We start from the raw sequence: 15,698 nt of genomic DNA, 5'->3' as shown, positions 1-15,698 counted from the left end.
TAACCTTTAAATTAACTCAAACATTTATTTTTAAGTATGTGTAATATCTTTATTTTTTATTATAACTCCAATCAATTTTTCTTTATTCATTGTAAGAAATGAAATATTTTCACTATAAATATAAGTCATTGTATTTATTTTTTATGTCTTTTAAAAGAAATTTTATTTTATCATTGGTTTTATTTTTTTATTTTATTTCTTTTTCTATATTAATTAATCTATTCAATTTTATTTCACGCTCTTTTCCATAAATTCCTGTTTTTATAAAATCTGCACCAGAAGCAAATGCTAAATCTGCAATAGTATAATCTAAAGTTTCTCCACTTCTATGAGAAAATATCACTTTTAAATTGTATTTTCTTGCTAATTTTAAAACCTTATTTACTTCAAGTAGCGAACCGCATTGATTTGGTTTTATTATTATTGCATTTATAGAATCAAATTTTATAGCACTTAGTAATCTATTTATTTGTGTTACTGTTAAATCATCTCCTACAACAAGACAATTTCCAACTCTATCTTTTACCATACCAAAACCTTCAAAATCATTTTCTTCCAAAGGATCTTCTAAATAAGATAATTCGTAATTTTCTACTAAACCAGAAATATATTCAATTTGTTCTTCTCTTGTTAAAGAGGTTTCAGGATTTTTATAATTATATGTTTTAGAAGATTTATCATAAAAAGAATTTGCCGCAACATCTAAGCCAATTTCTATTTTTTCATTATGCTCTTTTTCTATTTGAAATCTTATTTTATTTAATAATTCGAGAGTTTCTTCATTATTTAAAGAAGTAGTTAAAGCATTTTCATCATTTATTTGACCTAAAACTCTTCTTGCTTTTAGAATATCTCTTAAGGTATTATAAACTTTTTTCATTAAATATACAGAATTAGAAAAATTTTTACATCTAGGGATAATTAAAAATTCTTGAAAATCAAGTTTTTTCCCTTTGAAAGGTAAAGAATGTGAACCACCACCAACACAATTTCCTATAGGAATTGGAAATTTCTTTGCATTTGGGTTTAAAAATTGCCATAAAGATTTTCCTTGTTCAGCTGCTGCTGCTTTTAATAAAGCAACTTCTAAAGAATAAATTGTATTTGCACCAATAAAACCTTTTAATATATTTTCTACATATTGCAAATCAGTAAAATGTTCTATATTTATTTCACATATTTTATTAGAAAAAGATTCTAATTTTTTTGCTTCTTTTTCGATCACATCTTTGTAATAATCTTTTTCATAACTTCCTTTACTTCTTCCTGTTGGAGCAGATGCAGAGAAATTTCCATATTCTGTTTTTACTATAACCTCAATTGTTTTCTCTTTTCTAGAATTAAGAATTACTTTTGCTAAAATCTGTTTTGGTTTCATTTTTATAATTATTTTTTATTAATTAATTATATAAATTAAAAAAAAAGTATTTTTAAATATTTCTTATTTTTATTTTTAATAAATAAAGATTATGACAAATAAAAAATAGAGAATTTTTATAATAAAGATTTAAAAAATTTTTATTTCTAATATTTTAACACATCATCCTAAATATTTATTTCAATTTTCCCATTAAAATTTTATTTTACATTCCTTCTTCTTCTATAGAAGTTTCTTCTGAAGTTTCTTCTGTGTCGCTAGCAAGTTCCATAATTTCGCCTTCTTCTTTTATTTCTTCTTCTTCTTTTTCTTCAATTTTTTCTATATTAATTTTTTCTTCAATTTTTTCTTCTTTTTCAATTTTTTTTCTTTCTATTTCTAGTTTTGATTCTATTTTTTTAGGAAATGGTCTTTTTACAGAAATAGGCAAAACATCTTCTTCTAATTCTATTTTAGCAATTTCTATAGGATCATATCTTATTTCTTTTAATTTTTCTTCAGATATCTTAACTAAAATTGGAGCATTCATTGCAATTTGTAATGCCCTTGCTCCTAATATTCTTGCTATTTCATATTTTGTGAATTTTTCTTCTATTTCTTTTTTCATTTTTTATTTTCTTTTTTACTATTTTTCAAATAATCTTTTGCATTTATAAATATTTTCATATGATGTATTATAATAAATTCCTCATAAACTACATAATAAAATAAAAATTTATTCTCTATTTTTTAACTTTCATTCTATTACAAAGATTATTTTAACATACACTATTCTTTATTTTTGTATTTTACTGCTTTTTTATAAAATCTACATTCTTCTTTTTTTATTTTCTTATTTTATAGCTTTCTCAATTTTTTTCAAAATTTCTTCTGCTTTTTCTTTCACTAAATTAAATATGTTATCTAAATCTTTTTCTGTCAAAGTACCTTCTCCACCTTTTTGGATCGCATTAATTTTAAATTCCTTTTTTTCTTTAGTAACCGCTATACTTAATCTTAAATTAGAAGCATCTTCTTCTTCTAATGTAGGATCTATTATTATATTATTTTCAATCTTCCATGAAGTTATCATTACAGGTATTTTGTCTGATAATGGAACATTTTTATTTGTTAGTTCTCCATATTTTATCTTTTCTTTTTCTTCGTCATATTTCGGCATTTTTGCTGTTAATAAAGCACAAACAGAAGCTATAAAAGAAGCGTCTATTAAATTTCCGTCATAATTGATAGGATAAATATCTAAAAATACGCAATAAACTTTTTCTCCTTTTTTTATGCATAATTTTTTAAAATCAATAAATTTGCTTTCTCTTATTCCTCTATCTATTATTCTAGCTAATTCTACTGCTTCTATTCTTGGTGGGCCTAATTCAAATCTATCTGAAGCTAAAGGAATTAATTCTGCGCTAGTAATTAAAGTTCCTTCATCTTCGTTATCTGTGTAAGGTTCAGAAACATCTATTTTTACTCCCACTATTACTTCTGTATTTCCTAATTTTACTCTAGAACTTCCTTCGGCATTTTTGCTAACATTAGTTTCTATTTCTATATTTCTATATTCATCAAACTTTCTTCCGTCAAATCTCTTCCCTGTATTAAGATATTCTATTATTTTTTCTTTCATTAAATTTGATATTTCCATTTTTATATTATTCTTATTTTTTTCAATGCTTCTTTTTGTTTAATATAAATTTTCTCTATTACTTTTTTTGCTAATTCTATTGCTTCTTTTAATTCTTCAAAAGAGACTTCTCCATCTAATTGTAATAAACTTATTTCTTTTGTATTATGCAACATAGCAATTGGAATATCTGTAGCACCACCTTCTTCGTCATAATCTTCTTCTTCTTTTATTAAATCTGCTACTATTTTATCTCCTATTTTACCTATTGAAACAGCACTAATCATATCTTTCATTGGCAATCCTGCATGGGCCAAAGCCATTGCCGCTGCATTTATTCCCGCACATCTTGTAGAAGCATTTGCTTGAATAACCTGAATAAAAACATCTATTACTGTATTTGGAAACTTATCTAAATCTATTACAGGAGTTAATGCCCATTCTGTTACCTTACTTATTTCTTGACTTCTTCTTGATATACCAGGTTTCTTCCTTTCTGGTACAGAAAAACTTAACATATCATAATTAACTCTTAATACGCCCTTAGTTGCATCTTGCATATGTTGAGGGTGCATTACTCTTGGTCCATAAACTGCTACTATTGCAATTGTATCTCCAAAAGAAAATAAAGCAGAACCATCCGCATTCTTAACTACACCAACCTCTGCTCTTATTTCTCTTAATTCATCTTCTTTTCTTCCATCAAATCTTTTTGTATATGCCATTTTATCTTTTTATTTCATTCTTTTATTTTATACTCTTTTAAAAATTTTTCTACTTCACTTGTCAAACCATCAATAAATGGTTTTTCTGCAATAAAGAGAATAGCAGATTTTGCTTTAATTTCATCTTCTACGCTATTTCCTCTTATCCAAATAACTCCATTCTGTCCAACAATAATATTACAATTAGTTTCTTTTTTTATTAAATTTATCATACTTCCTTCTCTTCCTATTACTCTAGGAACTTTATTTGAATTTATTGTTATTACTAATCCTTCTTCTAATTTTCCTAAACCCCTTAACCTTGTTGTCAAGGTTACACTTTTTCTTTTTACTTCTGTAATTTTACATGCAACTAAATCTCCTATTTCATATATTTCTTCTAAATCATTCTCATCTTTATATCTAGTTGTATATTCTTTTAATGGTAAAAATCCTAAATAGAGAGATTTTATATCCATAACCCAACCAGCAAAATTTATATCACTAACTCTTCCTATAACTATATTACCAACTCTAGGTATATAAGCTCCTGAAAGAGGAATTATTCTAACCAATCTATCAGAAATTTCTGCTAATCCAAATCTTTCTGATATTATATTATCATTTTCTTTTCGTGTTCCTTCTCCTGGAAGATATTCTTTTCCTGATATTATTATTTCTCCTGGTATTACTACAAATCTTTTTTTATCTTCTTTATGTTCATTTCCTGTTACTTCCATTTCTTCTTCTTTTTCTTCAGATTTTTCTTTTTTTGGTGTCATTTTTATTTTTTCATATTTATTCTTTTATTTCTTGGCTTATTACATTTCCATGACAAACATGATTTATTTTATCATAAAACTCTATTTGTAATCCTGCTGGTATATTAACTATTACTTCTAAGTCTCCGTTATTTAACCATTCTTCTTTTTCTTTATACTCTTTAATTAAATTATAAACTTGACCTGTATAAATTGCAGGAATTCTTAATTTTATTTTTTTAGTTTCTATTCTTAAAGGTAAAATTTTTCTTAATTCTTCTAAAACTCTAGGAATTTGCTCTTGTACTGGTTTGTTATCTATTTTTATTCCTATCTTCTTAATAGCATCTTCTATTCTTGTTAAAGAATGTGGTTTATTTGTAGTAGGATCTATAGCATTTCTTGCTATGAAATCAATTATTTGTTTCATTTTTTCATCAACCATTTTTGCTTTATATTCTGAAGGCAATTGTATTTCTCCTTCAAGAATTATTTTTTTAGCAGCTTCTCTTACATTATCTGTAGAAAAATAATTTTGCAAATCTGCTTTTGAAACTTTTAATCCTTTTTTTACATCATAAAAAATTTCATCTATAGCAAGGATATTTTCTATAGAAACATTTATTCCTTTTCTTAATTGTAAAGCTTTATCTAAATCTACTAAAATTTCAAAGTTCTTTCCTTTAATTTTAATCCGAGCTTCTACATTAGTGGCCATAATAATTAATTAGATTTTTACTAGTTTTTTTAATTCTTCTTCTTTTAATCTTTTAATTTTTTTCTCATCTAATTTAATATAAGCAGCTTCTATTCTTGATATATCAAAATTTTTTTCTAATACCTTTTTAAATATTTTTAATGCGATTTTTATACCATCTTCTATTTTTAAATTCTCGTTATACTCTTTTCTTAATTCTTCTTTTATTTTTTCATCATTTTCTCCTATTGCAGTTGCTTTATAAGAAAGATAATTTCCTGTTACATCTGAAACAAATATTTTTCCTTTGCTTTTTGATATTCCGGCAATCATTATAGAAACTCCAAATGGTCTAGCACCACCATATTGTGAATATGCTTGTTTTATGTTTGCTATTTCTCTCATTACACTTTCTACTTCTATGCTTTCATTATAAGTTACACGATTTTGTTGTGCTATTAATCTTGCTCTTTCTATTAAAACTCTTGCATCTGATAGAATTCCTGCTGCTGTAGCCATAATATTTGTGTCTATCTCATAAATTTTTGATGCAGAGTTATCTGCTATTAACTTATCTTTAATTCTCTTATCAGAAACTATAAGAACACCATCTTTGCATATCATTCCTATAGAAGCAGAACCTAATCTTACGGTTTTTTCAGCATATTCTACTTGTAATAAATGCCCATCTGGAGAAAACATAGTAGATGTTCTATCATAACCCATAATTTGATTATGCATATCTCCTTGTATTTCCATTTTAATCTTAATTTTAATTTATTTTATTTAATATTTTTAATTTTTATAATAATCTTAATTTTAATTTATTTTTTATTGTTTTTATTTCAAAAAAAGAGCTAATCCTTTTTTTGTTTTTTCTCAACATAATATACTCTTTTTATAGATTTATAAAGATTACGTTTTTACTCTCTTTCGTATTAAAGATCATTTTTAATATTATTTTTTTTCTTATTTGATTGATTAAAACTTTGTTTTAATAAGCTCAGCCACTTTTTATATTGCTAATTGAATATCAATTTCTTTTATTTGAAAAGGAGTTGCTCTTTTTATAGTTATTTGCTTGTAAAGTTATGATAGATTTTTAAATATAAAACTCTTATTTAAGTCATCGAGAAAGAATAAGGTGAAATAAAATGAAATCTAATGGTGCAAATTTAGGTTTTGAACAAAAACTTTGGCAAGCAGCAAACAAATTAAGAAGCAATATGGATGCTGCAGAATATAAGCATGTTGTTCTTGGTTTAATTTTCTTAAAATACATCTCAGATTCCTTTAATGAAGTTTATGAAGAATTAAAAAAAGATCCAGAAGCTGATCCAGAGGATGTTGATGAATATATTGCAAGAAGAGTTTTTTGGGTTCCTAAAGAAGCAAGATGGGATTATTTACAAGCTAATGCAAAAAAACCAGAGATAGGCGAGTTAATAGACCATGCGATGGATATTATCGAAAGAGACAATCCATCATTAAAAGGAGTTCTTCCAAAAATTTATGCTAGACCTGCATTAAGTAAACAACGCTTAGGAGAGCTAATAGATTTAATTGGTACTATTGGTTTAGGCGATAAAGAAAATAAAAGTAAAGATATTCTTGGCAGAGTTTATGAATATTTTCTTGGACAATTTGCAGATGAAGAAGGCAAGAAAGGCGGACAATTTTACACTCCAAGATGCATTGTTAAGTTACTTGTTGAAATGATAAAAGAGATGGAAAGGGAGATTGAAAAATATGCTTAAAGCAAAAGATTTAAATATTAACTAAAGTTAACATATATTAACTATGGTTAATAAATATAAACAAAAGTTAACATTATTACAACAAGAAATTTTGTCTTTGTTGTTTAGAAAAACAGGATTGTCTTTAAATCAGAGACAAATAGCAAAACATTTAGGAGTTAGCCAGACAGGTATAACAAAAGCATTGCCTTTACTTGAAAAACTTAATTATATTAAAGTCAAGAAGGATAAGGAAACAGGTAGATGGTCAATAGAACTAAATAGAAACAATAAAAGAGTTTGGCAGTTAAAAAGAGTGGAGAACTTAAAAAATATTTACGAAACAGGTTTTTTTGATTTTTTAGAAAAAGAATTTCCTGGAACAACAATAATTTTGTTTGGTAGCTATTCACGAGGAGACGACACAATAAATTCAGATGTTGATATTGCTATTATCGGAGCAAAGAGAAAAGAAATTGATTTATCATCCTATGAAAAATTTTTTGAAAGAAAAATAAATCTTAATTTCTACAGCTCTTTTTCAGAAATTCATAAAAATCTAAAGGAAAATCTTGCAAATGGAATATTACTAGCAGGGGGATTTGAATTATGAGAGACTTTAAAGAATTTGTTAAAGAAGGTGTAGTCAAAAAACAAAAACCTGACAAATCAAGAGCAGAGTATTTAATTAATGAAGCCAATAAATCTTATAATTTACTTTTAATAAAAATTGAAAAATTAGGTGTTAATGATGAAACTGCAAATGATTTAATCAAAACCTGTTATGATATTATAATGGAGCTAATCAGAGCAAAAATGATTTTGGAAGGTTATAATGCATCGGGCCATAGTGCGCATGAAGCAGAAGTTTCTTATCTTTCTTTGATTAATTTTAATGAAAGAGACATACAATTTCTTGATCAGTTGAGATATTTCAGAAATGGAATAATTTATTATGGAACTAATTTAAACAAAGATTATGCTAAGAAGGTTATAGATTTCACAAAAAGGATCTACCAAAAATTGAAGAATCAAAAATACAAAAATGTTAATATTTTTTAACACTTGTTAATTATTTTTAACATATATTTTGCGGTTTATTTTTCAAAAGATTTAAATATTAATGTTAATTATTCTTAACATATGTTAGAAATATTTAACACTTTAAAGCCTTTCTTTGAAGATTGTTATAGACGTATTAATGTTCGCGAATATGCAAGAATCCAAAAAATAAGCCCGCCGACAGCTTCAAAGATTCTTGAAAAATTGCATAAAGAAGGTTTGCTCAAAAAAGAAAAAGAGAATCTTTATAATTATTATTTCGCAAATAAAGATTCCGAGTTTTTTATCGAGCTTTTAAGAATTTATTGGAAAAGAATATTAGAAGATTCAGGATTATTAGAAGAACTAGAAAAAAACCTGCTAAATCCTATAGTTTATCTTTTTGGTTCTTTATCAAAAGCAGAAGTTAAAGGTGATTCTGACATTGATTTAGCAATTTTTACACCAAAGAAAAAAGAAATTAATCTTGAAAAATTTGAAAAACTTCTAAAAAGGAAAATACAGATTTTTGTTTTTAAGGATATGAAAGATGTGAAAAACGAAGAATTGCTTAAAAACATATTAAATGGATTTAAAATAAAAGGAAGCTGGTAAAATGGACTGGAAAGAATGTTTAAAACAAAGAATTGTGAAAGAAACAAAAGAAGATAAAAATCTAGTAAAATCTTTATTAGAAACAGCAGAAATAAAATTAAAGTCTGCTGATTTTTTGGCCGATGAATTTTTTATAAGTAAAATTTCTTTATTATATGATTCTCTAAGAGAAATTCTAGAAGCACTAGCTATTAAAAAAGGATTTAAGATTTATAACCATGAATGCTATGTTGCTTTCCTAAAGGAGATAATGGGTTTATCAAGAGAAGCAGATATTTTTAATGATTTGAGAAAAACTAGAAATGATATAAATTATTATAGAAGAAAACTTGAAAAAGAAGAAGCAAAAGTAATTATAGAAAAATTAAAGAATTTAATTTCAAAATTTAAAAATAGGATAAAATGAAACACCATATTTTAACACAAAAAGAAAGAAAGAAAGGAGGCAAAAGATTGCAAGAAATTTTAAAAAAGAATAAAGAATTGAATGAAAAAAGAATTTTAGCAATAAAAGAAGCTTATAAAAATAAATTATATAAATTAAAATTAAGCAAAGCACAAAAAGCAAGATTTAGAAAAAAACAGGAAAGAGAAAAAATATCAAGATCTTTAAAGATATATCATGAAAAACATCCTGATGCAATAGAACAAGTTTATAAAGAACATCCTAACTTAAGGGAAGAAGCAAGGAAAAGATTTATTGATTGGATAAAAAAGAATAGAAATGCTTTAAAATATATCAGAAAAGGAGAAGGAAATAAGCTAAATCTTTCATACATTACAAAAAATAAAGAAAGAGTAAGAAGCACTTATGAAGTAATTGTTGCTAATTATTTAAAAGAAAATAACATTAGATATGAATATGAAGCAAAAATGTTGGTTTTTCCTGATTATGAAAAATTAAAAATAGTTTTTGCTATTCCTGATTTTTTTATCCCAGATTATAATGCAATAATAGAAGTTTATGGTCAATATCCTGGAGCAAGAGCAAAGACAATAAAAAAGAATAATGCTTATAGGTATTATAAAATACCCTTTTTAGGAATAACTCCTTCAAATATAAATAGAATAGAAAGTATAATTCCAAAATTTTTAAATAATCTTAAAAAGAACCCAAAATTAACAAAACAGGCAAGAAGTATAATGTGGGGTACTTTAAGTTAATTAATTATTTATTTTTAAAAATAAGAAAATATTTTTTTATATTTCCCTATCTTATATTTTTAATATAAAGTAAAAAGAAATTCTTATTATATTTTAGTATCCCTTATTATAATATCTTCTTTTTTTATAAAAATAATAAAATATAAAAAAAAGAATAACAACCAGAATGATAATAGAGATTAAGATCATTTTTTCTTTGCTAATTTTTTCTTTTTTACTTTTTTCTATATCTTTGTTTTCAGTACCAACAGAAGTTGTTTCATTTTTTGTTTCTTCTGGAGATGATCTCTCTGTTGAAATTGGCTGTATTATTTTTTGTATAAATATTTTTGCTTTTCCTAAAGCCATACCTTCATATTTAACCTTAATATCTTTAATAGAATCATTATTTAGGTCAAATTCATAAATAACATTTTTTTCTATATATGTTATTATTGTATTAGATTCTATTTTTATTTTTGCTGTAGTTGTATTAAATGTTAATAAAGTTAAAGTATGATTTTCATTAGCAAGATAAAATCTTATCTTGTCATTATAAGATAAATTATAAATTATTCCTTCTAAGAAAGAAGATTCTGTAGTATAATATGTTATGATTCCTGTATTAGTTCCGCTGTTTGATGTTCCACCATCATTTTCATTTTCTTCTTCTTCGCTTTCTGTAATTATTGCTTGACCAACAATAGAAGGTTCTATTCCAGAAAAGTGAGGAATTTTAAACCATATCATATTGTGTATTAAATCTTTGTAACACAATCCACTTGTCAAGTTTTCATCAGTTTCGTTACAAAAAACAGCACTTCCATTAATATACTTAATATAATCAGAAGATTTGTAATCTTCATATTCTGTTCCATTTAAATTATCTAAACTATCTCCCTGTTCCCATAAAGCATTCCAATCTTCATCATGGAATTTTGTTATATTAATCTTTATTTCAGAAGATTCGTTTATTGCAGAATCATTATAAGGAACTCCTATTATAACATAATCATAAATGTTAGGGCCTGCACTACCAAAACGCCATGCTTCTTTCATTATATTCCCACTTGTAGTTTTATTTGCATTTTCTTCGAACATAGCATCTGGTGGTTGACTTGCCAATAAATCAACATTTACATAATGAATAGTTATGTTCGTTGTATTTTGTCTTATTTCTAAATCATATTTTCCACCACTTATAACCCATGTAAAAGGATTTACAGGACCTCCGCCAGAACCAATCCCATCAGGCAAACATCCTTGTTCTCCTGGTTGTTCATTTGGCCAAGGAACAGAACAAGAGCTATCCTCTTTGTATTTAAAATTCCTAAATTGGACATTTTGTATTTCTTCACCATTTGGTTTTTTTGCCTTTAATTGCTCTAAAGTTATCTCATAAGTATCATTTTGTAGATTCTCTATTTTTATTGTTCTTTTTATAGGAGGAAATTGTGGAGAAAATATTTTTATATTAACACTATTGTTTAATAAAGGGACTTTAAGAAGATTTTCATTTCCTGAATCTACCATCCATGAAAAAGAAACATTTGAGCCACTAAAATGGGAATAATCAATAGAAATTTCTGAATGAACGTTTGTAACATCTGTTTTATTTCCATTTTCTAATAAGCTTGTTATATTAAATGTAAAAAGAGAAACATTAACATCATCTCCTGCCCCCATTGTTCTTTCTAATATTGATTCTTTTCCTACTAAAGGATATAAAGTTATATTTAATTCATCTGGCGTTTCTCCATAATTTAATGTTATTATTTTGAATCCTCCATACCAAACATTATCTTTTTTCGCATTAGCAAATAATAAAATGTTTGCTCCATAAACTGCTGATGGTAATGTCATGTTATAAAAACCGTTTGTTTTATTAAAAACATCTTCAAACCCATTTTCGCTAAATTGTCCTATATTTTGAGGCAACATTGCTTGTGAAAAGACAATGTTATTTGATTCAATTAAATAAGCAACAATAGTATAATCTGTAAAATTTTTTTCATCAGATCCATTTAACTTTGAATAACCACTTAATTTTACTAATTGTGTGGTTAAATTTAAGTTTGTAAGATTTAAGTATAAAGATTGATTTATTGAAGTAATAGTTCTATTTTCTGCTGTTCCTAATGAAATTTTGCTATTATGAACTAAATTATTTAATTCTATGCTTACAGGAAAAGCCGGGCCGCCTTCTGGGTAAATCATAAAAGAATAATTTCTATCAGCAGGAATATATATTCTGTCAGAATATTTTAAAGAATCAAAACTTTCTTTTATACTATAACCAAGTTTTTTATCTTTAAATTGGTATCTAAAGTTGTAATCAGATGTAAAAAAATTAATTTGTGTTAAGTTTGTTGTCCCACTTTGATTAGAAACAATATAATATTCATTGCCAAAATCTGCTTCTGTATCAAATCCTTTAACAATCATTCCTTCTGTTAAATTTAACAAATTAGAACTACAACTAAATCCTTCTTGCTCATTTAATATAAATTTATAAAAAACATATCTTCCTGAGTTATTTCCTATACCAAAACCACCCCCTGGTTGAAAAATTAATTTGCCAATAGGACAATCAGGAGTAGAAATTGATTTTATAAAACTTAAATCACTATAATTATAAACATAAACATAACTATTTCCACTTTCGTTTAGAGCAGAAATAAATAATTTTTCATCTCCGTTGATGAATTTATTAAATGAAATTCCTCCAGTTTTAGAAAGATTTAATTCAGATATATCTGTAGAATTTCCTTGTTCTTTATTACAATCTGCACTACCAGTTGAAAGATCAAAAAAGCATTTTTGTATTTCTGTTAGATTAATAAAATAGATTTCTTCTTCAAGACCGAGAGTAAAATCATCTATATTTGTTATATTTAAATCACAAAAAGAAGAATTTAAATCAAAACTTTCATTTAATACAATTAGACAATCGCTATTGTTTATATAAGCATATTGTTTTTCTCCAGAATTATTAATTATTTCTAAACCTGTTTTATAATCTTCTGGGAAAGTATTAATATCATTATATTTAATTCTATTTTCATCATCTGTAACATGTTCTATTCCTATTGCAGAAATGTCAATTGTTATGGCTGGCCTTAAATAAAAATAAACTGTTCCTAAATTGCTTAATTGGTCAGAAGGAAAATAAGGCAAGTTTGGGCCGATAAATCTTGCTAAATCACTATTATTTTCATTGTACTTAATAAGAATTATTTTATAAAAGAAATTATCGTTTGAATAATCTTCAGGAATTTCTATATTAAAATATCCGCTTTCATTTGATAAAGTTGATAAAGTTGTGTTTAAATAATGGGGGCCATTCATATTTTTTTGATAAATTTCAATTGTAATATTAGTTGCGTTTAATGCTGCTTTCCAATTACCTTCAATTCCGTAAGTATAGCCAGTAATATTAAATGCAGCACCTAAAACAAAATTAAGATTACAAAAAATAGAAAATATAAAAATTAAACTTGCACAAATAAAAAATCCTCTTTTTATTCTCATTAATATTTAGATATAAGAAAAATACTTTATAAATATTTTCTTTTTTTTATTTATATTTGTTTAAGAATTTTTCCTCTTATTTTATCTTTTTTATATCATCAATACACATACCTTTTTTCTCTATTTCTGTTTTTATAAAAGAAGGAATTTGAGATTCTGTCAATTTTTCTTCAGAGTTTAGACCGAGAGATATTCTTAAAATTAATATTGTATCATAAATATCAATAACTTTATCATCGTTTATATCGGCTTTATTAATCAGCCAATCGGGATATGGATACTCGTAGTTATTCCCTCTAATTGTTAAATTTAATTCAATTGCCATTCTTAATGTTAAGATAACATCAGAAATATCTACAATACTATCATCATTTATATCTCCTTTAATTCCACAATCTTCTTCATCTACTTCTCCATCACAATCATCGTCTATTTCATTAAAACATAATTCTCTTTTTGGGTCTCCTGGAATAACGTTACAAATTGTTTCTAAACCATTTGAAGAGCAAATAAAAATTCCTGTTCTTTTACAAAAACCAACTCCAACATCACAACTCTTTCCTTTATTTAAGAAAATTTCATCAATTAAGAAATTACAATCATTGTCTTTTTCATCGCATAATTCTTGAGCATTTGGATATATTGAACTATCATTGTCATTACAATCGCCAGAAATATAAGAATATCCTAATGGTAAATTATTTCCAGAACAAACATTGATAATATCTCCTGCCCCATAATTGTCTTTATCGTAATCTAGATATCCATTTAAGATTTGCCATTTACTTGAATCGTTATCATCACAATCATATTCACATTGAATATCATATCCGTCTAGGTCATTATCCGTTATAATATCTTGAGAAGAACAATAAGAATATTCTGTGTCTGGATTAATACAAGAGAATTTTTTATAAGTTCCATTATAACAATTATCTATTCCACAATCAGAATTTTTAGAACAAGTAATACTTCCATTTATTATTCCAGTAACAACTAAAAAAGTCCTATAGGATTCTATAATTCCATATTTAATCTTTCCATATCCATTCTCTCCCCAATAAGTCCCCCATGAATTTTTTACTATCCAGTATCCTTCTGTCATATTTGTTGTTTCATTAAAGCCAGTGTCATTCCATCCAACTAACACTACAGCATGATTCGCATATCCGGATTTTTCATCATTAAGAGGCTCATAAATTCCACCAATATAGAATAAAAAATCATCAGGAGCATACATAAGAACAGTTCCGGGTCCATATTTCATTAATATAGATTTCCAATATTCATTTGTGTGATTATAGAAACCGTAATTAAATCTTCCCTTTATTTTATATTTTTCTCCATTATAACATTTATTTGAACAATTATTATTTGTTGCAGTGTAAGGAAAACATGTCTCATTAACTATTCCTGTATTTATTGCATAAAGAAGCCCACCTCCTGCTGTTCCTCCGCCACAGCTTCCATATCCAGAACAAGAAATTACGTCTTGTTCAGATAAATCTAAATCAAGATCTGGATTGTTTTGATAAATATTGAAGGCAGCTTCAATAACTCCAACATCAGCAAATGCCCAACAGCTTCCACATAAAAACTGATTTTTAACAGGAGTCATCCAATTTACACCATCTTTATTTCTCCAATCAAAAGAAGAAGGTAAAGAATTTTCATAATATTTTAAATCAAAATTATTTATTTGTTCTTCTTCTGATTTTTCTATGTCTTTTACTTCTATGATTCCACTTAACAATTTTTTCCTTTGTTCTTTAGGTAATTTAGAAACTTCTGTTTCTCCAGCCTGCCAAGATAAATTTTTTTCTTTAATCTTTTTTTGTATTTCTGCTAGTTCATAATTATATTGTAATTTTTCATAATCAATAAAATAATTTTTATTTTTTATTAAATTGTTTATTGATGTAAGATAATTAATTTTATTTCTTGTTGTCTTTGCTTCAATGAGAATAAAATAGTGAAATAGAAAGAATACTAAGAATAAAACTAAGAAAATTATTTTTAAATTCTTTACTCTGTTTCTTTTCATCTTCGGGGTTTTTAGTTTTATTTATATTATCACCCCTTATTTTTAATAAAGATTATTATTTATAATTTTAAAAAAAGAAAGTACTATTTATAAATATTTTCTTTTTTTTATTTATATTATTTTTTATAAAAATATTCAGCAAAAACTTTATAATCTTATATTTTATCTTATAATAATGACAAAGGGACAAGTTTCTTTTAATATAGGAAAAGCAGGATATAAAGATAACTTAATTTTTACTTTAAAAAATGCTTTTAAGACAAGAGAAAATGTTAAAGTGGTTTTATTAAAATCAGCGGGCCATACAAAAGAAAATATAAATTTTATTGCAGAAAAAATAATTAATGAATTAGGAAAAAATTATAGTTATAAAGTAATTGGTTATACTATTTTTATAAAAAGATGGAGAAAGAAAATAAGATAAAAA

Annotated in this window: 15 protein-coding genes and 1 pseudogene; 7 read left to right on the top strand and 9 right to left on the bottom strand. The window is 25.5% G+C overall.

The features are described from left to right. Positions 1-187: 187 nt before the first annotated feature. The 7 genes from QW117_02415 to QW117_02385 all read right to left on the bottom strand — a co-directional run bounded on the left by QW117_02415 (position 188) and on the right by QW117_02385 (position 5,920). Positions 188-1,378 (bottom strand): enolase C-terminal domain-like protein, encoded by a 1,191-nt coding sequence (locus QW117_02415; protein ID MEM3405804.1) that lies wholly within the window; start codon positions 1,376-1,378, stop codon positions 188-190. Positions 1,379-1,583: 205 nt separating this feature from the next. After that, positions 1,584-1,985: a DNA-directed RNA polymerase subunit K gene (locus QW117_02410; GenBank protein MEM3405803.1), complete on the bottom strand. Its 402-nt coding sequence runs from the start codon at positions 1,983-1,985 to the stop codon at positions 1,584-1,586. Between the two features lie 225 nt (positions 1,986-2,210). Continuing rightward, positions 2,211-3,020 (bottom strand): exosome complex protein Rrp42, encoded by an 810-nt coding sequence (rrp42, locus tag QW117_02405; protein MEM3405802.1) that lies wholly within the window; start codon positions 3,018-3,020, stop codon positions 2,211-2,213. 2 nt (positions 3,021-3,022) lie between these two features. After that, on the bottom strand, positions 3,023-3,724 hold the full coding sequence (locus QW117_02400; protein ID MEM3405801.1) for an exosome complex exonuclease Rrp41: 702 nt from the start codon (positions 3,722-3,724) through the stop codon (positions 3,023-3,025). Positions 3,725-3,738: 14 nt separating this feature from the next. Then, complete coding sequence (gene rrp4, locus QW117_02395; GenBank protein ID MEM3405800.1) at positions 3,739-4,485, bottom strand: exosome complex RNA-binding protein Rrp4; 747 nt, start codon at positions 4,483-4,485, stop codon at positions 3,739-3,741. A 16-nt stretch (positions 4,486-4,501) separates the two neighbouring features. Then, positions 4,502-5,182: a ribosome assembly factor SBDS gene (locus QW117_02390; GenBank protein ID MEM3405799.1), complete on the bottom strand. Its 681-nt coding sequence runs from the start codon at positions 5,180-5,182 to the stop codon at positions 4,502-4,504. A gap of 9 nt (positions 5,183-5,191) precedes the next feature. After that, positions 5,192-5,920 carry an archaeal proteasome endopeptidase complex subunit alpha gene (locus QW117_02385; GenBank protein ID MEM3405798.1) on the bottom strand — a complete coding sequence of 243 codons (729 nt, stop codon included), beginning with the start codon at positions 5,918-5,920 and terminating at the stop codon, positions 5,192-5,194. Positions 5,921-6,315: 395 nt separating this feature from the next. Between QW117_02385 and QW117_02380 the strand changes: the two are divergent. The 6 genes and pseudogenes from QW117_02380 (at position 6,316) to QW117_02355 (ending at position 9,717) form a co-directional block, all read left to right on the top strand. Further along, positions 6,316-6,885, top strand: a pseudogene (locus QW117_02380) (class I SAM-dependent DNA methyltransferase). 76 nt (positions 6,886-6,961) lie between these two features. Continuing rightward, positions 6,962-7,510, top strand: a complete 549-nt coding sequence (locus QW117_02375) for a nucleotidyltransferase domain-containing protein (protein ID MEM3405797.1) — start codon at positions 6,962-6,964, stop codon at positions 7,508-7,510. Continuing rightward, positions 7,507-7,959, top strand: coding sequence for a hypothetical protein (locus tag QW117_02370; protein MEM3405796.1), 453 nt, complete (start codon positions 7,507-7,509; stop codon positions 7,957-7,959). The genes QW117_02375 and QW117_02370 overlap by 4 nt, the downstream gene beginning before the upstream one ends. Positions 7,960-8,040: 81 nt before the next feature. Next, positions 8,041-8,553: a nucleotidyltransferase domain-containing protein gene (locus QW117_02365; GenBank protein MEM3405795.1), complete on the top strand. Its 513-nt coding sequence runs from the start codon at positions 8,041-8,043 to the stop codon at positions 8,551-8,553. Position 8,554: 1 nt separating this feature from the next. Continuing rightward, positions 8,555-8,959 carry a hypothetical protein gene (locus QW117_02360; protein ID MEM3405794.1) on the top strand — a complete coding sequence of 135 codons (405 nt, stop codon included), beginning with the start codon at positions 8,555-8,557 and terminating at the stop codon, positions 8,957-8,959. Continuing rightward, positions 8,956-9,717: a hypothetical protein gene (locus QW117_02355; GenBank protein MEM3405793.1), complete on the top strand. Its 762-nt coding sequence runs from the start codon at positions 8,956-8,958 to the stop codon at positions 9,715-9,717. The genes QW117_02360 and QW117_02355 overlap by 4 nt, the downstream gene beginning before the upstream one ends. Positions 9,718-9,810: 93 nt before the next feature. Here QW117_02355 and QW117_02350 read toward each other — a convergent pair whose 3' ends face one another. Together QW117_02350 and QW117_02345 are read right to left on the bottom strand one after the other, a co-directional pair. After that, positions 9,811-13,227 carry a hypothetical protein gene (locus tag QW117_02350; protein ID MEM3405792.1) on the bottom strand — a complete coding sequence of 1,139 codons (3,417 nt, stop codon included), beginning with the start codon at positions 13,225-13,227 and terminating at the stop codon, positions 9,811-9,813. A gap of 76 nt (positions 13,228-13,303) precedes the next feature. Further along, positions 13,304-15,271 carry a C1 family peptidase gene (locus tag QW117_02345; GenBank protein MEM3405791.1) on the bottom strand — a complete coding sequence of 656 codons (1,968 nt, stop codon included), beginning with the start codon at positions 15,269-15,271 and terminating at the stop codon, positions 13,304-13,306. A 175-nt stretch (positions 15,272-15,446) separates the two neighbouring features. Between QW117_02345 and QW117_02340 the strand changes: the two genes are divergently transcribed. Continuing rightward, entirely contained in the window at positions 15,447-15,695 is a 249-nt protein-coding gene (locus QW117_02340) for a hypothetical protein (GenBank protein ID MEM3405790.1), read from the top strand. Positions 15,696-15,698 lie beyond the last annotated feature (3 nt).

The sequence above is a fragment of the Candidatus Pacearchaeota archaeon genome (assembly GCA_038874355.1).
Lineage (GTDB): Archaea > Nanobdellota > Nanobdellia > Pacearchaeales > GW2011-AR1 > JAVZCO01.
This window is presented reverse-complemented; position numbering and strand designations above follow the sequence as displayed.